Source organism: Paraburkholderia jirisanensis, assembly GCF_054782355.1.
The window spans coordinates 897,749-918,533 of record NZ_BAAGSQ010000026.1 but is presented as its reverse complement, the minus strand read 5'-3'; the positions used below and the strand labels follow the sequence as shown (position 1 = coordinate 918,533).

The following is a 20,785-nucleotide window of genomic DNA, read 5'->3' as shown; positions in this document are numbered from 1 at the left end:
AACGCGGCATGAGCTTTGGTAGGCGTCTACACGGCGCATCGATCCCATCACGCCATCATCACGGCGAGCGATACCGGAAAGGGTTTGCACCTCGGTGCGTAACGTTGTTCGCCTTACTTGCTTCATCAGGCGGGCTCACCATCACGATGCTGGCTGTACCGTTGTCCATCAGGTTGACCGTCGCGCTGGCGCCGCCCTCCTCATAGTTCGCGATCGTCGCGAGACAGATCTGCACCAGTGCCGAACTGACGCCCGTGTTGCCTATCCGGCGGCCAATGTCGTAGCCCTCCTTGACCCCACCGATATCAATACCTTCGGCGTTACCGTGCAACGCCTGCGTAAGCGGGATCGCCCATTCGCGGTTTAACGTCGTGTCGTAAAACACTCGGGCTGGCTTCGCGCCAGTGGGCAACGTGTCCATGGCTTCCTTCCAGCCAGCCTGGAGCGCCTTGGCCTGCTCCGTTTGTTTGAGCTGTTTGCCATCGCCACCCGTCAGTTTGATGTCCACCGGACGATGCAGATAACCAAGTAATGGGGCTTCGTCGAATTCCTCGACCTGCCAGTTTGCCCAACGCACAGGCAGAAACGGACTCGGCTTGAAATTCCCCGGCCCCTTGTTGCTGACCTGCTTCCAGAGTTCAGGCAGTTTCGTTATCCACCAGTCGGTTTTGATCGTGGTGATCCCATGGAGTGCGCCGGCCGCCTTAACTGTTTCGTCCTGAAACTGATCGGTTTTCTGCCAATAGAAGTTCCACAGCTTGACGACGTCGTATTGGGTTTTGGTTTTGTCAATATCGCCCGGCACCGGCACGGCAAATGGACGCACGAACCTGTCCACGCGATCTGTGCGGGCCACCAGCAGTCCACCCATGCTGTCAGGTACCGGCGGGATGAATGCACCCGGCGGATCTTTGGGCATACCCGGAGTATTCAGTCCCCATCGGTATTGCATCCCGTCCTGCGTCACAATCAATGCAGCCGGAACATCGGGATGTTTGTCGAAGAAGTCAAAAAGCTCCGATATTGCCGGCGCCGCGCTATCGGTATTCTGATCATCCAGCCACAGGAATTCAGTGAAGCCGAGCCCGGCATTCTGTTGCGCGTCGGCGAGTTCGAAGGCAGCCCGGTATGGGCTGTCTTTGCCCTTTGGCGGCCCGAGAATGATTACCGGCACAGGCCAGTGGTCAACCGCTTCGCCTGCGGCGTACCGGAAGGCTGCGCCCGTCGCAATTTGTGAAAAAATCTTCCTTTCATCCGGAGTCCCTCCATATCGCTTCGGATCATCCGAGAGAATCGTCGAATAGTTATCGCCTTTGGCCTCGATCTGCTTCCATACCGTGTCCTGATGCCGGCCTGTCACCGCAAGCCCAACCGCGCGAATTTCCAACGCGTATTGTCGTCCGGTCGCGGAAAGCACGCGGGCTTTCTCCGGATTGAAACTGGTTACGACTGGCGCTTCGGCAGCAACCGCCGCGGGAACGGTGATCGAGCCACCTTGATCCTGTGACGCCCGCCATATCCAGTGGCCCGCGAATACCGCGGCCAGCACGCTGGCAATGATCAGCGAGCCATTACGAATCGCACTACCCATATGAGAGCCTCTAGGCTAGCACTCCGCCTGTCTTAATAAGAGCCAAGAACTTAAGCCTAGCAGCCGTCATGGCGGCCATCCCGTAACGGCAGCGCGCCAGTGAACACGTGCTGGAATTCAGAAAATCCATGCACGAAAACGCTCAACATGTTTTTAAGAAAGCGGGCAACTCGTTCTAATTTTTTAATCGTCGGATGAAAGCGACCTAAAAGTAGCAGACTGCAATGCCACTGTCAAATTCATGTAATGAAAATCGCAATTTAGGAATTTAATTCCCCTATCTCATATCTAATGGAAAATATTTCCACACTCACTTCATTTCGATAGCCGTAAGCTTTAGCCACATCACACCAGGCAGCAACCCATCACAGATCCAATTCAGCTTATTTCAACGCGCTTTCACGATTAAAAAACATCACTATCTGCTAAAGAAAATCCCCTTAAGTCTCATGCATACCGCCTAGAATAAAGCCGCGACTCTAATCATCGCAGCCACGTTCAACCACGGATGCCCCCAATCCAAAGTTGAACCGGCAAAAGACAGATCAAAACAACACTGGAGACAAAGCATGAGTGCGACTTCACTGGCCGCGCGTGCGCGCGGCCCGTTGCTGGCCGTCGTAGGCGTGATGGCGTTATTCGGATGCGGCAACAACCACGACAATGGATCCCCGGGCTCAAACCCAACCCCAGTCGCCGCAACCCAGGGAATTTACAAGGTCGTAATCAATTCAAGCAGCGATCCAAACGGCCCAAGTCAAAACCCCACATTCGAAGGCAAATCATTCGGCGCCGTCGGCCCCTACGAGAAAATACGCGGCATTGCATTCGGCCGTCTCAATCCCGCCGACCCTCACAACTCCGGCATCGTCGACATCAATCTCGCGCCGCGCGATTCAAACGGCATGGTCGAATACTCGATGGACTTCTACATCCTGCGACCCGTCGATCTCAGCAAAGGCAATCACAAGGTCTTCTACGAGATTGAAAACCGTGGCAGCAAAATGTTCGGCGCCTTCAACGAATCTTCCGGCGGCAACAATCCCACTACCGCCGCGGACGCCGGCAACGCATTCCTGATGAACCAGGGCTATACGCTGGTGTGGACCGGCTGGGACCCGGGCGTGGCGCCCACTGGTCAGCCCGTGCAGCTCGATTCGGCCGACAACCTGTTGCGTATCAGTCTGCCGATCGCGAAAAATGCCGACGGCTCATCGATCACCGGTCCCGATTACGAATACCTCGAAACCGACAACGCGACGACGACCTCGATGACGCTGCCGTATAACGCGAACAGCACGGACACCAGCCAGGCGACGCTCACCGTCAGGCAGCATCTGACCGACACGCCGCAACCGGTCGCTTCATCCGGATGGACCTTCACGGCGCCCAATACCATCGCGCTGCTGCCGGCCGGCACACCTTTCCAGCAGAGTGCGATCTACGAATTCCAGTACACCGCCAAAGACCCGTACGTAGGGGGCCTCGGCTTCGCGTCGATTCGCGACTTCGCGTCGTTCCTGCGCGCCGGGCAACCGGATACGCTCGGCACGCCCAACCCTCTGGCGGGCGACTCGCCTTCGCGCGTCGTCAGCTGGAGTCTGTCCCAGCCCGCCCGCACGATGAACGACTTCATCTGGCTAGGCTTCAATCAGGACCTCGCCGGCAACAAGGCGTTCGACGCTGTGTTCAACTGGGTAGGGGCCGGCGATGGCGTCGACATGAACGTACGTTTCGCGCATACCCAACCGACCGAGCGCAACCGGCAGGACCATCTCTATGCCGAGGCGAACTTCCCGTTCTCGTACTCGACGCTCACCGATCCGTTCACCGGCAAGACAGATGGACGCGACATGAAATGCACTGCAACCAATACCTGCCCGCTGATCATGAACATCGATTCGGCAAACGAGTACTGGGTCAAAGCGGGCTCCCTGCTGCACACCGACCTGCAAGGCAACGACATCCCCGACCCTGTGAACGTGCGCAACTATCTGCTGTCGGGCTTGCAACATGCCAGCGGTGCAGCGGCCAACTCGCTCGGCATCTGCCAGCAATTCGGCAACTCCACCGATCCGAATCCGGCGCTACGCGCGTTGTTCGAGGATCTCGATCAGTGGGTCGACGGTACTGCGCCGCCCGCCAGCGCGGTGCCGAGCCGCAGCAACAACACCGCCGTGCTCACCAGCACGGGGGCGTTCTCGCCGCTTGGCATCGGCACGATTGCGCAGAGCACGCTCAACTGGCCGACGATCCCCGGCGTGCTGTACACGGGGCTCGTGACCGTGCGCAACCGCTTCAATTTCGGGCCGCAGTTTTCGGCGGGCATCGTCAGCATCAATCCGCCGCAAGCCACCGGCCAGGTCTATCCGTCGTTCGTCTCAAGCGTGGATTCGGACGGCAACGAAGTGGCCGGCATCCGTCTGCCGCCCGTCGCGGCACCCGTCGCGACGACCACCGGATGGAACCTGCGTAGCGCAGCCTTCGGCGGCAATGACGGCTGTGAATCGACCGGCTCGCTGATTCCGTTTGCACCGACGGCCACTGCGCGCAATGCGATCGGCGATCCGCGTCCGTCGCTGGTCGAACGCTACGGTACGCATGCCGGTTACGTCGCGGCGGTCACGACAGCGGCCGAGGCACTCGAAGCGCAACGGCTGTTGTTGCCCGCCGATGTGCAGGCGTACATTACGAATGCCCAGGCGCCGGTTACGGTGATCAGCAATCCGGTGTATGGCTCGTACACGTTCTAACGCATACTCGCGCGCGCCACGCGGTCGACGCGTGGCGCCACACAGATGCAGCCCGCATGCGACAGCAAGCGCGCCGTCAGCTTAGCCATGCATATCGCCTAAGCAAACATAATTAGGCAAAACTTCCAGAGTTTCAAACAAACGTTCAACGTCACTTTCAGCGACACTCTGACACGTTGCCGCCACTGCGCCCTGCCTCGCTGCCGGGCGCATCAACGGTCGGCAATCTCTCGCGCGCCACCGCGCATCGCGCGGCACACAGGTCGGACCTGCCGGCCGCAGCGCAACCCCGCGCCGCATGCGCGATACGCGCGACAGAACAACCATAACCTCCTCTCTCCACGGAGTAGTCGATGTCCACCACTCTGATCCTGAACGGCCAGTCCACCACCCTGGACGCCGATCCCAACATGCCGCTGCTATGGGCAATCCGCGAAGTCGCCGGCCTGCACGGCACCAAGTTCGGCTGCGGCATGGCGCAATGCGGCGCCTGCACGGTGCACCTCGAAGGCCAACCGATCCGCTCGTGCATGATGCCGCTCTCAGCCGTAGCCGGCCGTCACATCACCACGATCGAAGGCCTGCAAAGCAAACAGGCACACGCAATTCAAGAGGCCTGGGTCAAGCTGCAAGTACCGCAGTGCGGCTACTGCCAGTCCGGGCAGGTGATGTCAGCCACCGCGCTGCTCACGCAAAATCCGTCGCCAAGCGACGCCGACATCGACACCGCAATGAGCGGCAACATCTGCCGCTGTGCGACCTATACGCGTATTCGCGCTGCGATCCATAGCGCCGCCGACACGCTGAAGGCCTGAACCATGACGACAGATATCGTGGCAATCGAGCGTCCGGCGCGGCGCTCGTTTCTGAAAGGCGTCGGCACGGCCGCGGCGCTCGCACTCACCATCGGCTTCGAATGGGGCGCACCGGCGCAACGCGCGATGGCCGCCGAGGCGGCAGCGGGCAGCGGCACCGGCGCCCGCGCCGGCGACTTCGTACCGAATGCGTTCCTGCGCATCGGCGCCGACGACAGCGTGACCGTGATCGCCAAACACGTCGAAATGGGCCAGGGCGCGTACACGGGCATCGCGACGGTGGTCGCCGAAGAGCTCGATGCGGACTGGGCGCACGTGCGGGTCGAAAGCGCGCCCGCCGATGCAACGCGTTACGCGAACCTCGCATTCGGCAAGATCCAGGGCACCGGCGGCAGCTCGGCGATGGCCAATTCGTGGCCGCAGCTGCGCGATGCCGGCGCGAAGGGCCGCGCGATGCTGGTCACGGCAGCCGCACAGCAATGGCAAGTGCCGGTCGAATCGCTGCGCACCGAGCGCGGCTTCGTCTATCACGACGCAAGCGGCCGCAAGGCCAGCTACGGCTCGCTGGTCGCGAAGGCATCCACGCTGCCGGTGCCGGACCAGGTCACGCTGAAAGACCCGAAAAACTTCAAGCTGATCGGCACCCACGTGCCGCGCGTCGACGTGCCGCCGAAAACCAACGGCACCGCGCAGTTCACCATCGACGTGACGTTCCCCGGCATGCTGGTCGCGATCCTGCAGCGCCCGCCGCAGTTCGGCGGCACCGTCAAATCGTTCGACGCAACGGCTGCCAAGGCAGTGCCCGGTGTGGTCGACGTGGTGCAGGTGCCGCGCGGCGTCGCTGTGGTCGGCAAGAGCTTCTGGGCCGCCAAGCAGGGCCGCGATGCGCTGAAGGTGGAATGGGACGATACGCACGCAGAAAAGCGCAGCTCGGAAGACATCCTCGCCGAGTACCGCAAGCTTGCCGATCAACCCGGCCTGCCGGCGCGCACCGAAGGCGATGCGGACAAGGCGATTGCCGGCGCCGCGCACAAGATCTCCGCGAGCTATGAATTCCCGTACCTCGCGCATGCGCCGATGGAACCGCTCGACGCGGTCGTCAAGCTTACCGCCGAGCGTTGCGAAATCTGGACCGGCGACCAGTTCCAGACCATCGACCAGGCCAACGCCGCACGCACCGCGGGGCTCGAGCCGCAGCAGGTCAGCATCCATACGCTGTACGCGGGCGGCAGCTTTGGCCGGCGTGCGAATCCGGGCTCGGACTATATCGTCGAGGCGGTGTCGGTCGCCAAGGCGCTCGGCGCCAACGGTACGCCAGTCAAGCTGCAATGGACGCGCGAATGCGACATCCACGGCGGCCTGTATCGCCCGATCTACTTCCACAAACTCGAAGCCGGCCTGACTAAAGACGGCCAGCTGGTGGGCTGGAAGCACCGCATCGTCGGCCAGTCGATCGTCGCGGATACACCATTCTCGGGCCTCGCGAAGAACGGCATCGATTCGACTTCGGTGGAAGGCGCCGCGAATATCGCGTACGCGATTCCGAACCTGTCGGTCGAACTGTCGACCACCCGCACCGGCGTGCCGGTGTTGTGGTGGCGCGTGGTCGGCAGCTCGCACACCGCGTACGCAGTCGAAGCCTTCATCGACGAAGCGGCGCACGCGGCCGGGCAAGATCCGTACATGTTCCGGCACAACCTGCTCGCGCAACAGCCGCGCATGCGTGCGGTGCTCGATCTGGCCGCCAGCAAGGCTGGCTGGAGCAACGCGCCGCTGCCGCCGGGCAAGGGCCGTGGCATCGCTGTCGCGGAGGCGTTCCACACCCTGGTCGCGCAAGTGGCCGAGGTAACGGTCGACAAGGATGGCAAGGTCAAGGTCGACCGCGTGGTGTGCGCGGTGGACTGCGGCACGGCGATCAATCCGGATGTGATCGCCGCGCAGATCGAAGGCGGTATCGGTTATGGTCTCGGCGCCGCGCTGCATGGCACGATCACGCTGAAGGACGGGCGCGTCGAACAGAACAACTTCGATACGTACCAGGTGCTGCGGATGAACGAAATGCCGAAGGTCGAAGTGCATATCGTGCAGTCCAGCGCAGCGCCCACCGGCATCGGCGAGCCGGGTGTCGCACCGATCGGGCCGGCCGTGGCCAATGCGATTTTCGCCGCAACCGGCAAGCGGTCGTATTCGCTGCCGTTCGCGGCGGACAAGACGGCCTGACAGGCAATCGCATAGTGCTGTGCGCAGCGGATCGGGACTTAAGGCTCGATGCAAACGGTCCGCTGCGCATGCACGCAAATCGATGCAGTCGCATCGTTGACTGCGGCTACTGATTGCCGCGTGCGTGCGCGATGAAATGCTGCGCATGCACGCGGACTACGGCACCGCGTGCAATTTGAACGATTCACGCAGTTTTGCGGCTACGCGCTCGCTGAGCCGCGTGAGAACACCTGGCGCAGCAACCCCTGCGCGTTGACGATCACGAGCCCCACCAGCACCAGCGCCGCACCGATCCCGAACATCGCATCGACCTGCTCGTGCAACAGCACGACACCCAGCGCTACGCCGAACAACGGCGTCATAAACGACAACACACCCAGGCGCGCGGCAAAATAGCGGCGCAATAGCCAGAACCACGTCAGATAACTGGCGAACGACACCACCAGGGTCTGAAACGCGAGACTGCCCAACGCGAATGCGCTGCTGTGGAACTGCGTCTGGCCGGTCAGCCACGCAACCGGCAACAGCACGACAAAACCGCCGGCCAGCTGATAGAACAGCGTCTGCGTCGGCGGCGCCTCGCTCAGGCGGCTGACGCGCACCGCGACCGTCGTAAAGCCCCATGCAGCGCCGCCGCATAACGACAGAAAATCGCCCAGCAGCCAGTTCGGCGCGCTCGCCGAAGCAACGCGTGCGCCCGGCGCGAGCGTCGGCCCGACAAAGCTGATTGCGATACCGGCAAAGGCGACCGCAATGCCGGCCCATTGCAGCGCATTGAGCCGTTCATCGGGCAGGCGCACATGCAGGCCGATCGCGGCAAACATCGGTGCGGTGTACAACAGCACCGACATATGCGAAGCATTGGTCCAGCGCAGCCCTTCGGCAATAAAGAGGAATTCGAGCGCGAACAGAAAACCCACCGGCACGCCGGCGCGCCACGCGACGCCGGGCAGCCAGCGGTCGCGCACGACGACGCGATTGAACAGCCACACCAGCAGCGCAGCCACGCCGGAGCGCAGCGCGACCTGCAGCATCGGCGCGATGTCGGCCGCAGCGGCTTTGATCGCGACCTGCTGCAAACCCCATATGAAGCACAGCAACACCATGATTGCCGCTGCCGCGCCATCGACAGATTTTCTCATCCTCGACCCACCGGTGACTTTCGCAAAACGCTATTGTCATCGATTCCGCGCGGCGGGTCGAATCTGTGGTGTGCCATGCATCAAGGATGGCTCAAACGAAGCGCGCTGACACTACGTCATTGCAGCAACGCCAGCAGCCGTTTTGCCCCCGCCTCCGACGAAGCGGGGTTCTGCCCCGTCACCAGCAAACCGTCGGTCAGCGTGAAGCTTTGCCAGTCGGCGGCTTTCTCGAACAGCCCGCCAAGCCGCTTCAATTCGTCTTCGACCAGAAACGGCACTACCTTGGCCAGCTGCACGGCCTCTTCTTCCGTATTGGTGAAGCCGGTGACGTGCTTGCCTTTCACGAGCGGTTCGCCGTCGATCTTCACATGACGCAGCGCGCCCGGCGCATGACATACCATCGCCACCGGCTTGCCCGACTTGTAGAACGCCTCGATCAGCGCGGCCGAATGCTTGTCTTCGGCCAGATCCCACATCGGCCCGTGGCCACCCGGATAGAACACCGCATCGAAATTGTCGGCCTTCATATCGTTTAGTTTGACAGTACTGACAAGCACGGCCTGCGCGGCGGGGTCCGCCTTGAAGCGCCGGGTCAGATCGGTTTGCCCTTCGGGAGTATCGCTTTTCGGATCGAGCGGCGGCTGGCCGCCTTTTGGCGAAGCCACCGTGATCTGCGCGCCCGCATCGAGGAATGTGAAATACGGCGCGGCAAACTCTTCCAGCCAGAAGCCGGTTTTCCTGCCGGTGTTGCCCAGTTGGTCGTGCGACGTCACTACCATCAGTATCTTCACAGTGTTGCTCCACAGTTGGAAAACGGGCTCCAATCTCACCCGTTCCGAGTTGATCAACGCCCCAGGGTGCGCCACGTAGTGGCTACGCGCAATGCGAAAGACAAAGCAAGGCTCGACGAACTGCCGCGCGTGCGAAGCTCTGTGCGGTATTGCCGGCAGTGCAAACTGTGCGGGCTGTCGCGAAACGATCCGGCGCGGCCGGACCTGCGATTTATCATAGGCAGGCTTTTTTGCTGCCGCAAAGAATTTTGTAAAGTTCCGACAAAGCCCGCTTAGACCGTCCACAGCGCGCAGCGGCAGCCCTCTGCGCCGTTCACGCAGATGCGGCCGGCACTGTGTCAAAGCTGTTTTTCCGCTTGCGCAACCGGTGTGCGTGCACTATGTGGACACGCCGCCGGTGCGCCACGGACGAAGCCGCATCAATGAAAGGCACGTCTAAAGGGCTCGAAAAACGTGCCCGCGCGGGTGCGCTATCATGCAGGCCCGCCGCACACATCGGCAGCGCAACCCATAGCGGCGGCCCTACGCCATCGCGCTAAAACACGGATCGACGCTGCGGCCGGTCCACACGCCATCACCACACATGTTCGATTTTCACGTTTCGGCGGGGCTTCTTTATCCCCACCTGCAAGCGCTCGGTACGCTTGCGCTGCTGGGCATCGCGATCGCGCTGGTGCTGGGCGGCATGGTAAAAGGCATCACCGGTATCGGCGTGCCGCTCGTCGCGATGCCGATCCTGACGCACTTCCTGCCGGTCAAGGATGCAGTGCTGCTGCTGTCGATGCCGATCATCCTCGGCAATATTCCGCAGGCGCTGGAAGGCGGCGAAGTGCTGCAGACAGTCAGGAAGATCGCCGCGCCACTGGTGGGCACGGTGATCGGCAACGTGGTCGGCGTATCGGTGCTGATCGCGCTCGAGCCACATCATGCGCTGGCGATCTCCGGCGCGATGCTGATCGCGGCCGCGGTGCTGATGCTGGCCACACCGAAGCTGACGCTCGCGCCGCGCCTCGTCAAACCGGTGGGCTTCGGGCTCGGCTTCGGCGCCGCGTTGATGGAGAGCATCGCGTCGGTGCCGGGGCCGCTGCTCGCGATGTATCTGATCGCATCGGGCGCGACGGGCCGCGCGTTCACCAAACAGATCGCGATCATTCTGGTGGTGTCGATCGTGACGCTGGTCACGACCTTCAGCGGCGGCGCGCGTGCCAACGGCGTCGACCTGCTGATCTCGGCCGCGGCTAGCATCCCGGCCATCGCCGGCATGTGGTTGATGCGGCCGTTGCGCGACAAACTGCATCCGCTCGCGTTTCGTGTCGTGGTGCTGGTCTGCGTGCTGACCGCCGCGGCGCAGATGATCTGGAAATCAGGGGTGCTGTAACGACACACCCGCCACGCGCGGTAGCCGGACGCCGCTCACGTCCGGCCGCGTCCGATCAGAACAGATGCCGGAACGACACCAGCACCGCCGACTGGTTCGGGCTCGACGACGGTGCATCGCTGCCCACCAGCGTCGCCTGATTCAGAGGCGCTGCGACCGGGTCGCCATGCGACGCATGTTGCCAGGCTACCTGCATATAGATATCGGTGCGCTTGGTCAGGTTGTAGTCGACCATCGCGCCAATTTGCCCCCAATGCGGCCGTGAATTGCCCGCTGCGCTCTCGAAATGCGACAGCGTGTACGTGTACATCAGGCCCGCGTAAAAGTTCGACGTGAACTGATACTTGGCATTCACTTCGAAGTTGTCGAATTTCAGCGCGCTGGCTGGGTTGGCCAGATTGCCGAAATACTCGCTGCCCGTCACGTCGCGCAGATATGTGTGCGTATAGATGAAGCCGACGATCGCGGCCTGCGTCACCTGGAAGTTGATGCCCGCGCCGTAGATCTGGTTGCGCGCCGCCGAGAAGTCGGTGTCCGCCGACGACACCGCGCCGCCCGGATTGCCAGTCGCGTTGCCGTTCACCTGCAGGTAGGCGCCGACCAGCGTCAGCGGGCCGGTTTCGTATTGCGCGGCCAGACCATAGAGCCGATTGTTGGAGAACGCGCCAGCCTGGTTGCTGAACGCATACATGCCTTCAAACGAGAAGCCCGCGTACTTGTTGCTGGCGAATTTCACCGAGTTGCTGACGCGAATCGAGTTATCGGTATTGTCGTTGTCGTACACATGCGACAGCAGGCTGCCCGCCCAGTTGCCGTTGGCGGTAAGCGGCCCGAGCATATCGACCAGCGGATCGTATTGACGGCCGACCGTCAGCGTGCCGAACGTGGTGGATTGCACACCCACATAAGCCTGGCGCCCGAAGATGCGGCCACCGTTGTTCAGACTGCCGTTGTTCAGATTAAAACCGTTCTCGATCTGGAACACCGCCTTCAGGCCGCCGCCGAGATCTTCGGCGCCCTTCAAGCCCCAACGGTCTCCTGAATCCTGGCCGGACTCGAGCTCGATGTTGTGCTTGCCCTTCACGTTGCTGGTGTACTGGATGCCTTCGTCGATGGAGCCGTACAGCGTCACCGTGCTTTGTGCCAATGCGCCAAGCGGTGCTGCCGCCGCACCGGCGGTACCCAGCACAAACAGCGCGTGCTTCATGTTCCGCTTCATGTTGTGTTTCATATCGATCTACCCCTGTCGTTTAAAGATTTGCTAATCGGTGTTGAAGCGCCTTTAAAAGATTGCCCAGCGCATCAGGTCGGGCAAATGCTAAAGGCAACTAAATTCCGCAAATCTGAAATACAGAATTGATCGAAATCCGTTGTTTGCGACCCACGATTCACACAACCAGAACACGTCATTCGACGTACGCGCACACATCCCTCGACAAGGAATGCTGATCGATATGCTGTGTCCGCCTGTAAGGCAAACACAGCCCACGCAAGCTCACGGCCTAGACAGAGGCGATCAGTCCGCCATCGATGCGCATCACCGAGCCCGTCACATACGAAGCAGCGGCGCTAGCGAGAAACGCTACTGCGCTCGCGTACTCCGACGGTTCGCCATAACGGCCCACGGCAATGGCCGCTGTGCTTTCCGTCGAGACGGATTCGACACTTCGCCCTTCGCGCTTTGCCTTCGCTTCATCGAGAAAGCGGATGCGGTCCGTGCCGATGCGTCCCGGCACGACGACGTTCGCGGTAATGCCGTCGCGGCCTACTTCGCGCGCCAGCGTCTTCGACCAGCCGACCAGCGACATGCGCAGTGCGTTCGAAATCGCAAGGCCTGGAATCGGTGCAACCACGCCCGACGAAGCGCTCGTCACCACACGCCCCCAGCGTCGTTCTTTCATGCCGGGCAACACGCGGTCGGTCACCGCGATCACCGACAGCACCATGCTGCGGAAATGCTTCTCCCACAACTCGGCAGGCTGGCCGGATGCGGGCGTCGGCGGCGGTCCGCCGGTATTGTTGACAAGGATGTCAATGCCGCCCAGATGCTGTTCGATCTCGGCGATGCGCGCGTCGATCACGGACAGGTCGCCGAGATCCCATTGCAGCGCGAGCGTCTTCGCACCGGTGTCGCGCAACGCGGCCTGCGTGCTTTCCAGCGCACCGGCATCGATATCCGCAAGCGCCACGTTGCAGCCCTCGCGCGCGAGCGCCAACGCGATTGCCCGCCCCAGTCCCCCACCTGCGCCCATCACGAGCGCGGTCTTATTGGCTATGCCTAGATCCATCGATTCTGTCCTGAGTTGCCGGCCTTGCGCCGGATAGGTTGATAGAAGTGCATGCGCGGCTGCAATGTCAATGCACTGCAGCCCGCGCACCGCACCAAAACGAGTGATGTCGCGACTTCGAGCGCTGCCTGAAGCGCTGCGCCGCTTCAGGCGCTACCGACATCCGCATGCGCCACCTGCTGCGCATAGGCAACCGGTTTGAGCGGCACGCCACGCACCAGCGGTCTGTCGCGCCGGCAACAGGCCGCAGCGAAATCGACAAAGCGCCGCACGCGCGGCGTCATATAGCGATGCCCCGAATAAAGCATCCACAATGTGCGTTCGCTGTTCTCGAGTTCGCACGACTGCAACAGCGGCACCAGCGAACCGTCGCGCAATTGCGCATCGACCAGCGCATGGGGCAGCCGCGCGATGCCGATGCCCGCCTGGGCCGCCTGGATCAGCGCGACGAGGCTCGACGAACAGAGAATCGGCCGCAGCGGCACACGGTGCGAGCCGTATGCATCGCAGAACTCCCACGAACGCACCGTCACGTCGGAACACACCAGCACATCGTGATCCGACAGATCGGTCGGCACGCGCGGTGCACCGCGCCGTGCGAGATAGTCGGGCGACGCCACGATCACGTCGGGCAATTGCGCAAGCGGCCGGCACACCAGCGTCGAATCGCGCAGCCGCCGCTCGGCCGCAAAGCACACGTCGTAGTTGTGCACCGCCAGCTCCTGAGTCGATTCGAACACCGTCAGCTCGAAGCTCACGCGCGGCTCTTCGGCGCGGTATTGCGCGATCACCGTGCTCAGTCCTGCCGCCGCGAACGATTCATGCGCCGCCACTTTCAGCGAGCCGGCCGATTCACGCGTGGCCGAGCACACGCTCGCCTCGAGCGCATCGAGTTGCGCCAGCACTTCCTTGCAGCCTTGCCAGTATTCGAGCCCGGCATCGGTCAACAAGACTTTGCGCGTGGTGCGGTTCAGCAACTGCAGATTCAAATGCGCTTCAAGCGTCGCGACTCCGCGCGTCACCATCGCGGTGGACACGTGCAGATCCTTCGCGGCGCTCGCAAAGCTCAGCGATTCGGCGACCTTCGCGAACATGCGCATGGCAGACAGTTGGTTCATGACGAACTCGCAGCAGAGACTCGCAACAAAGAGCGGATAAAGGAAAAACGCAGACGGCTAGCCGGCCATCCAGCCACCATCGACCATCAGGTTGATGCCGGTGACGTAACTCGCGAGGCCACTGCCGAGAAACAGCGCGGCGCCCGCCACATCTTCCGGACGGCCCAGACGCGGCCACGGCGTGCGCCGGCGTGAATAATCGAGCGCATGCGGATCGTTGGCGGCACCCGGCTTGCCGGTGATGATCTTGCCCGGCGCAACCGCATTGCAGACGATCAGGTCCGGCGCATGATCGACCGCGATCTGTCGCGTCAGCTGCACGGTGCCGCCTTTGCTGACGCCGTACGGCACATCGCCGGGCGACGCGACCATGCCATGCTGCGACGAAATATTGACGATGCGCCCGCGCACTTCGTCGCTGGGTTCTTGCGTCAGCATCTGTTGCACCGCGCGCTTGCAGCCAAAGAACATGCCGGTCAGATTCACGCGCAGCACACGCTCCCACTGCGCTTCGGTCGATTCGAGCAGATTCGTGCTGGTATAGGTCGCGGCGTTGTTGACCATCACGTCGAGACGGCCGAAGCGTTCGACCGTGGCGCCAATCAACCGGTCGATGTCGGACCATTGGCCGACATCGGTGTCAAGAAAGAACGCGTCGCCGCCGGCCGCTTCGATCAATGCAAGCGTCGTCGCGCCGCCTTCGACTGGCTCGTCGCGCACGTCGGCCAACGCGACGCGCGCGCCTTCTGCTGCGTAACGCAGCGCGATCGCACGGCCAAGACCCGAACTCGCGCCGGTTACCACCGCCACCTTGTCGTCAAGCATGCCCATCTGCAAAATCTCCGATAACCTTGCCGGTCGGCGGGAATGCTGCCGACGGTTGTTGATCCCTATGCACAGGTTCGCCGCGCAAATACACTTCGGTCAGCCTGCCGCGCACCTGCATGCCGGCGAACGGCGTGTACGCTGCGCGCGAGAGCTGCCCGGCGTCGGTAAGCGACGTGTACTGCGCCGGGTCCAGCACCAGAATGTCCGCATCGCACCCAGGTGCGAGCGCGCCTTTACTGGCGCCGAGACCAAAACGCTGCGCCGGATTGGCCGCACACATGCGCACCAGGGCGGGCAAATCGATATCGCCGGTCTCGACGAAATGCAGCATCGTCGCGAGCAGCGTCTGCACGCCCGGCATGCCGCCCGGCACATCCGCAAATCGTTCGTATGACGCGGCTTTCTCAGCCTTCGTGTGCGGCGCGTGATCGGTCGCGACGATATCGATCAGCCCGTCGCGCAGCGCGGCAAGCAGCGCAACGCGATCGTGTTCCGCACGCATCGGTGGCGAGGCCTTCAGATTCGCGCCGTGCCGCGCGTAATCGTCGGCGGTGAACAGCAGGCATTGCGGCGTGGTTTCGATGCTGACGTCGGCCAGATCGCGCATGCGCCGCCACGTTGCGATGCCAAGCGCGGAGTTGGTCTGCCGCACATGCACGCGCGCTCCGGTTTCGGCTGCAGCCAGCACCGCACGCGCAATTCCGCTCGCCTCCGCAAGCGGCGGCCGGCTCGCGACAAAAGCCGCTACGTCGCGGCCAGCGGGTGCCGCATCGAGCAGCGACTGATCGCCCGGCGACACCCCAGCCAGCACGTCGAACTCGCGCAGCATGCGTAGCGCGCACACCAGTTCGCTTTGTTGCGCATGCAGGTAGTCGCCCGGCACGTCGGCGGTGAACACTTCGCACGACACCGTCCCGAGCGCCCGCATCGCCGCCAGTTCAGCGTGCTGCACCGCGCGCCGCAACGCAATCTGAAAACCGACGTCCACATGCAGACGCCCGGCTGCCAGTTGAATCTTGTCCGCGAGCGTGTCCGCACTGTCGGTCCACGGCTCGTCGGTGGGCATATCGAGCAGCGTGGTCACGCCACCCGCGGCCGCCGCACGCGTGCCGGATACGAAATCTTCCTTATGTGTAAGGCCCGGCTCACGCAAATGCACGTGCGCATCAACCAGCCCCGGCAGCAGAAAACAACCGTCGACGCGGCGCTCGACACGCGCGGCGGCTTCGGTTTGCGGCGCAAGCAGCGCCGCCACACGGCCGCCGCTCACACCGAGATCGGCGCGCAGCATACCGGTTGCGTTCACAACCGTCGCGCCACGCAGCAACAGATCGAACACTGACGTTCTCCCGTGAATAACGCGCCTACACCTGGCTCAAACCGGCCAGCCGCCCTTCCTCGTGCGTAACGACTTCGAGCAGCGCCGCGCGGCCGCCCTGCACCGTTGCGACGCAGCGTTGCAAGGCCGCACGCAATTGCGCCGGGTCTTCCACGCATTCGCCGTGACCGCCGAGCGCGCGCGCAATCGGCGCGTATTCGCCCGACATGCGGTTCGCACTGTATTTCGCGGTGGCAAGCGGCATGCTGGCCGCGTAGCCGCCAAGCACGTGATTGCGCATCACCACCGCGAGAATCGGCAGATCGCAGCGCACCGCCGTTTCGAAGTCGATACCGACCATGCCGAACGCGGCCTCGCCCATCATCGCGACCACCGTCGCATCGGGCCGCGCCAGCTTCGCGCCGAGCGCAAATCCGAGGCTGCTGCCGAGCTGCGTGGTCTTGCCCCAGCCGAGGTAGCCGCCTGGCTGCGTGACGTCGTAGAACGGGCTGAACTGATCGCGTGGATTGCCGGCATCATGCGTAACGATCGTGTGTTCGCGCTCGAGCGTCTGCATCATTTCCCACACCACGCGATACGGCGAAATCGGCGCGGTATTGGCATTGAGCAGCGGCATCCAGCGTTCGAGAAACGCCTGCCGCACCATCGCGATCTCGCTGACGAGGCCATCGCGCAGCGGCGCGCGGCGCGCCATCGCGACCGGCTCTTCGCGCACCCGTGCCAGCATCTGGCGCAGCACCGCGCGGCAATCGCCGATTACGCCAAGGCGAATCGGGTAGTCCTTGCCGAGGTCGCCTTCATCGATGCTCACTTGCAGCACCGTCTTGCCGGCGGGGATCGGCAGAATGTAGTACGAGCGCGTGAGACTGGTGCCGAGCGCGAGAATCACGTCGGCCTTCTCGATGAAGCGGTCCACGCTAGCCGGCCGCGAACGGCCCGCGGTACCCAGCGCAAATGGATGACGCTCGGAGAACGCGCTCTTCGCGTTGGGCGTGGTCATCACCGGGATGTTGACCAGTTCCGCGAACTCGGTCAGTTCGCGCGACGCACGCGCATTGAGCACGCCCTGGCCCGCGAGAATCACCGGATGCTCGGCAGCCAGCAGCGTCTCGACGATCTCGTCGATTTCGCGTGCATCGGCTTGCGGTTGCGAACGGCGTACCTCGTGAAAGCGCTGCAAGCCAGGCACGTGCGATTCGCCGAGCAGATCCACCGGCAGTTCGAGCAGCACCGGCGCAGGCGGACCATTGCGCACACGCGATATCGCGCTGTGCAGCAACTGCGGCAAATCCTCGATACGGCTGACCGATTCGCACCACTTGGTCACGTGCTGAAAATTGCGGCGCGCTTCGAAGTTCGGCGCCACCGCTTCCGAACCGCGCGGATAGCCGGTCGGCAGAAACAGGATCGGCGCGCGGTCGTTATACGCCTGCGCAATACCGCCGAACGCGCTCTCCGCGCCCGGCCCGTATTGCACGGTCACCACAGTCAGATCGTCGGGTGCGGCGCTGCGCGCGTACCCCTCGGCGAGATTCACGGCGACCCGCTGGGTACGGGCGATCACCGGCGGCACGTCGAGTTCCGCGGAAGCGTCGAACAACTCGCTGCTCGGAAACCCGATGATGTGCTTCATGCCCTGCTGTTTCAGGATTGACGCAACGGTCTGCGCACCCGTCATGGTGCGCTCCTCATATTTGACGACAGGATCGGCGTGCACTAGCTCAGATTCCCTTGCGAAAGGTTGCTTGCTGCGCGAGCCAATGCCGCGCGATATCTTCGCGGCGCATAAAGGCCGCGGCGCCGTTCGAGCGCTGTACATGGTCGAGCACGTCGCGCAAACCCGACGCCCGATTCGGCTGGCCGCTCCAGCGCGCATGAGCGGCGATCGTCAGCATCTTGCCGCCGGCTTCGTCGGCTTCGCCGATCACGTAGTCGATCGCCGCGCAGCAGTCCGCCGCGAAATCGCGCGGGTTCGAATAGCCCGGTGCGATCAGATAGCGGCTGTCGTTGAGCGTTTTCGAATACGGCACCACCAGCAGTTCGCCGCCGTCGTGCGCGACCGAATACGGAATGTCGTCGTTACACGGGTCGGAGTAGTACAGGAAGCCGCCCTCTTCGATAATCAGCTCGCGCGTATTCACGCTCGGAAACGAGCGGCAGTTCCAGCCGACTGGACGCGTGCCGAGCACTTGCTGATACAGCTCGATGGCTGCGTGCAGTTGCCGGCGCTCTTCCGCGCGGCTCATCTGCGGATAGTCGGTCCAACGCAGCCCGTGGCCGAGCAGATCGTGGCCGCGTTCGTTCATCCATGCGGCTACGTCAGGATTGCGCTGCAGCGCGACTGCACAGGCGGACACGGTAACCGGCACCTTATAGCGGTCGAACAACCGGGCAAGACGCCATACCCCCGCGCGGCTGCCGTATTCGAAATGCGTTTCGGTGCCGAGATCACGCACCGGCGCACTCGCCGGCAGGTTGTACTCACCCCAGTTATCGTTATGGCCGTCTTCAAGCCACGAATATTCGGAGCCTTCCTCGTAGACGAGCACGAGGTTGATCGCCACCTTCGCGCCGCCAGGCCACGTAACGAATGGCGGCGTACGGCCGTAGCCGATGAAATCCCGCGCGGGGCCCTGGGTCTCGCTGATATCGGTCATGAGTGTGTGCAGAAAGGTCAGATGCGGCCGGCCGCCAGCCAGTCCATGTAGTCGTGAAATGCAACGCTACCGGCGCGCGGGCGCCAGCCGGTATCGCGCTCGATCCGTGCGATGTCGTAGGCGCCCCACATGCCGGTGGCCAGATGCGGGTCTTGCACGACGTTCGCGTGCGCGGCGTCGCACACTTCGTAGCGCAGGTGCGGCTTCTTTTGCGCAGCCCAGCCGATGATGTCGCCGATGCTCACGGTCTCGCCGCTTGCGACGTTGTAGTGGCGATAGCGCAGTTGCGGCGCATCGACCAGCGCGAGAATGGCACGCGCCGCATCGACGGAATGCAGATAATCGCCGACAGGTGCGAGACTGTTCGGCCGGATCACGTCGCCGTCGAGCGCCATGCGCGCGACGCGGTGCGGCACGTGGCGGAAGTTGCGGCTCTCGGTGGCGCGGTCCATCGGGCCGTAAATCGACGACAACCGCACCGATACCGCCGACAGATTGAACAGATCGGCATAGCGGTTCACCACCATTTCGGCGGCAAACTTGGAGATGCCGTATAGCGTCAGCGGCGCGACGTAACCGTCTTCTGGCAACGGCTCGCGCGACCAGTCCGGGCCATGATGGCGATACACCGAGCCCGAACTCACGTAGATAAAACGCCGCACGCTGTCGCACTGCCGTGCCCATTCGAGCAATTGCACGGTGCCCATCAGGTTGACGTCGACGATCTTCGCCGGCATCAGTGCTTCCGGATGAACTTGTGCTTCTTCTTCGGCGCTGCCGCGTGCGATCGGCGTGACAGTCGCGCCGTGCACAACCGCGGTAATGCCAAGCCGATCCAGTTCGGCGGACCAGCCAGCCGGATCGCGCACATCGCCTTCGATAACCGTCAGGCGCTCGCGCACCGGTTCGAACCATGCACGCGCGGCGGCGTCGAGGCCGGCGCGGTCGAGAATCACTGCGCGTGCCTGCGGCTCGCGTTCGAGCCATTCACGCGCCACCACGCTCATTGCAAAGCCGGTTCCGCCGGTAATCAATAAGGTCATCGGGAGTTCCTGAAAAACGGTGAATTCAAGCTGCTTTCGTGCATCGTGCCGCTCATCTGGCTACTCACCTGGCTACATAGCCGCCATCGACCAGCAGATCCGTGCCGGTGACGAACGACGCATCGTCGCTAAGCAGAAACGCGGTGCTTGCCGCGATTTCATCGGGGCGGCCGATACGGTTGAGCAAATGTGCAGGCCCAAGTGCCGCGTCCGCCGCATCGAGCGACGGCCACGAGCGCAACAGCCGGCCGGTGCGCACCGCGCCCGGCGACAAGCTGTTCGCGCGAATGTGTGCATCCGCATGGTCGGCCGCCATCACGCGCGCCAGATGAATCAGCCCCGCCTTCGCCGCGCAATACGCCACCGAGCGCGCCGCGGCGACATGGCCAAACTGCGACGCGATCAACACGATCGAGCCGCCGCCGCTTGCGCGCATCAGTGGCACAGCGAACTTGCACATCAGGAAAGCACCGGTCAGCGACACGTCGACTTCCATGCGCCAGTGTTCAGGCGCCAGGTCCTCCACTGAACCTTCGTGCCACGGCGCCGCCGCGTTGTGCACGTAGCCGTCGAGCCTTCCGAAACGCGCCCGTACGAATTCGACCGTTGCGCGCGCAACTTCCACATCAGCGACGTCGCATCGCACTGCGCATGCCGCATCGCCAAGTTGCTGCGCGGTGCGCTCTGCGGCAGCGAGATCCAGATCAGCGCACACCACACGTGCGCCTTCCGCGATACAACGTGCCGCCATTGCCACGCCGATATCGCTCGCCGCGCCGCTGATCAGCACGACCTTGCCGTCAAGCCGCATCATCGGCGCGT

General features: G+C 63.0%; 16 protein-coding genes. 4 read left to right on the top strand and 12 right to left on the bottom strand.

Going from position 1 to position 20,785, the window contains the following annotated elements; genetic code table 11:
- Positions 1–58: 58 nt before the first annotated feature.
- Positions 59–1,591 carry a type VI lipase adapter Tla3 domain-containing protein gene (locus ACYVNQ_RS20405; protein WP_460904383.1) on the bottom strand — a complete coding sequence of 511 codons (1,533 nt, stop codon included), beginning with the start codon at positions 1,589–1,591 and terminating at the stop codon, positions 59–61.
- Positions 1,592–2,160: 569 nt separating this feature from the next.
- On the opposite strand from ACYVNQ_RS20405, the gene ACYVNQ_RS20400 reads away from it, so the two are divergent.
- The 3 genes from ACYVNQ_RS20400 to ACYVNQ_RS20390 all read left to right on the top strand — a co-directional run bounded on the left by ACYVNQ_RS20400 (position 2,161) and on the right by ACYVNQ_RS20390 (position 7,379).
- On the top strand, positions 2,161–4,344 hold the full coding sequence (locus tag ACYVNQ_RS20400) for an alpha/beta hydrolase domain-containing protein (protein WP_460904382.1): 2,184 nt from the start codon (positions 2,161–2,163) through the stop codon (positions 4,342–4,344).
- Between the two features lie 353 nt (positions 4,345–4,697).
- Positions 4,698–5,159 carry a (2Fe-2S)-binding protein gene (locus ACYVNQ_RS20395; protein ID WP_460904381.1) on the top strand — a complete coding sequence of 154 codons (462 nt, stop codon included), beginning with the start codon at positions 4,698–4,700 and terminating at the stop codon, positions 5,157–5,159.
- A gap of 3 nt (positions 5,160–5,162) precedes the next feature.
- On the top strand, positions 5,163–7,379 hold the full coding sequence (locus ACYVNQ_RS20390; protein ID WP_460904380.1) for a xanthine dehydrogenase family protein molybdopterin-binding subunit: 2,217 nt from the start codon (positions 5,163–5,165) through the stop codon (positions 7,377–7,379).
- A gap of 200 nt (positions 7,380–7,579) precedes the next feature.
- Here ACYVNQ_RS20390 and ACYVNQ_RS20385 read toward each other — a convergent pair whose 3' ends face one another.
- Together ACYVNQ_RS20385 and ACYVNQ_RS20380 are read right to left on the bottom strand one after the other, a co-directional pair.
- Positions 7,580–8,521: a DMT family transporter gene (locus tag ACYVNQ_RS20385; RefSeq protein ID WP_460904379.1), complete on the bottom strand. Its 942-nt coding sequence runs from the start codon at positions 8,519–8,521 to the stop codon at positions 7,580–7,582.
- Positions 8,522–8,637: 116 nt separating this feature from the next.
- Positions 8,638–9,312, bottom strand: a complete 675-nt coding sequence (locus ACYVNQ_RS20380; protein WP_460904377.1) for a type 1 glutamine amidotransferase domain-containing protein — start codon at positions 9,310–9,312, stop codon at positions 8,638–8,640.
- 583 nt (positions 9,313–9,895) lie between these two features.
- Between ACYVNQ_RS20380 and ACYVNQ_RS20375 the strand changes: the two genes are divergently transcribed.
- The gene (locus ACYVNQ_RS20375) at positions 9,896–10,690 is read left to right on the top strand and encodes a TSUP family transporter (protein ID WP_460904376.1); all 795 of its coding nucleotides are present in this window, start codon (positions 9,896–9,898) and stop codon (positions 10,688–10,690) included.
- Between the two features lie 55 nt (positions 10,691–10,745).
- Here ACYVNQ_RS20375 and ACYVNQ_RS20370 read toward each other — a convergent pair whose 3' ends face one another.
- From ACYVNQ_RS20370 to ACYVNQ_RS20330, 9 genes are all read right to left on the bottom strand, one after another.
- The gene (locus ACYVNQ_RS20370; protein WP_460904375.1) at positions 10,746–11,909 is read right to left on the bottom strand and encodes a porin; all 1,164 of its coding nucleotides are present in this window, start codon (positions 11,907–11,909) and stop codon (positions 10,746–10,748) included.
- Positions 11,910–12,192: 283 nt separating this feature from the next.
- Entirely contained in the window at positions 12,193–12,978 is a 786-nt protein-coding gene (locus tag ACYVNQ_RS20365) for an SDR family oxidoreductase (protein ID WP_460904374.1), read from the bottom strand.
- 146 nt (positions 12,979–13,124) lie between these two features.
- A complete protein-coding gene (locus tag ACYVNQ_RS20360) occupies positions 13,125–14,096 on the bottom strand; it encodes a LysR family transcriptional regulator (RefSeq protein ID WP_460904372.1) in 972 nt (323 codons plus the stop codon).
- A gap of 57 nt (positions 14,097–14,153) precedes the next feature.
- Positions 14,154–14,927 (bottom strand): SDR family NAD(P)-dependent oxidoreductase, encoded by a 774-nt coding sequence (locus ACYVNQ_RS20355; protein ID WP_460904371.1) that lies wholly within the window; start codon positions 14,925–14,927, stop codon positions 14,154–14,156.
- Positions 14,914–16,263, bottom strand: coding sequence for a dihydroorotase (locus ACYVNQ_RS20350; protein ID WP_460904370.1), 1,350 nt, complete (start codon positions 16,261–16,263; stop codon positions 14,914–14,916). The genes ACYVNQ_RS20355 and ACYVNQ_RS20350 overlap by 14 nt, the downstream gene beginning before the upstream one ends.
- 25 nt (positions 16,264–16,288) lie before the next feature.
- On the bottom strand, positions 16,289–18,082 hold the full coding sequence (locus tag ACYVNQ_RS20345) for a thiamine pyrophosphate-requiring protein (RefSeq protein ID WP_460904369.1): 1,794 nt from the start codon (positions 18,080–18,082) through the stop codon (positions 16,289–16,291).
- Entirely contained in the window at positions 17,985–18,920 is a 936-nt protein-coding gene (locus ACYVNQ_RS20340; protein WP_460904368.1) for a polysaccharide deacetylase family protein, read from the bottom strand. Before ACYVNQ_RS20340 ends, ACYVNQ_RS20345 begins: the two co-directional genes overlap by 98 nt.
- A gap of 17 nt (positions 18,921–18,937) precedes the next feature.
- Positions 18,938–19,963: an NAD-dependent epimerase/dehydratase family protein gene (locus tag ACYVNQ_RS20335; RefSeq protein WP_460904367.1), complete on the bottom strand. Its 1,026-nt coding sequence runs from the start codon at positions 19,961–19,963 to the stop codon at positions 18,938–18,940.
- A 64-nt stretch (positions 19,964–20,027) separates the two neighbouring features.
- A complete protein-coding gene (locus ACYVNQ_RS20330; protein WP_460904366.1) occupies positions 20,028–20,777 on the bottom strand; it encodes an SDR family NAD(P)-dependent oxidoreductase in 750 nt (249 codons plus the stop codon).
- Positions 20,778–20,785: the final 8 nt, after the last annotated feature.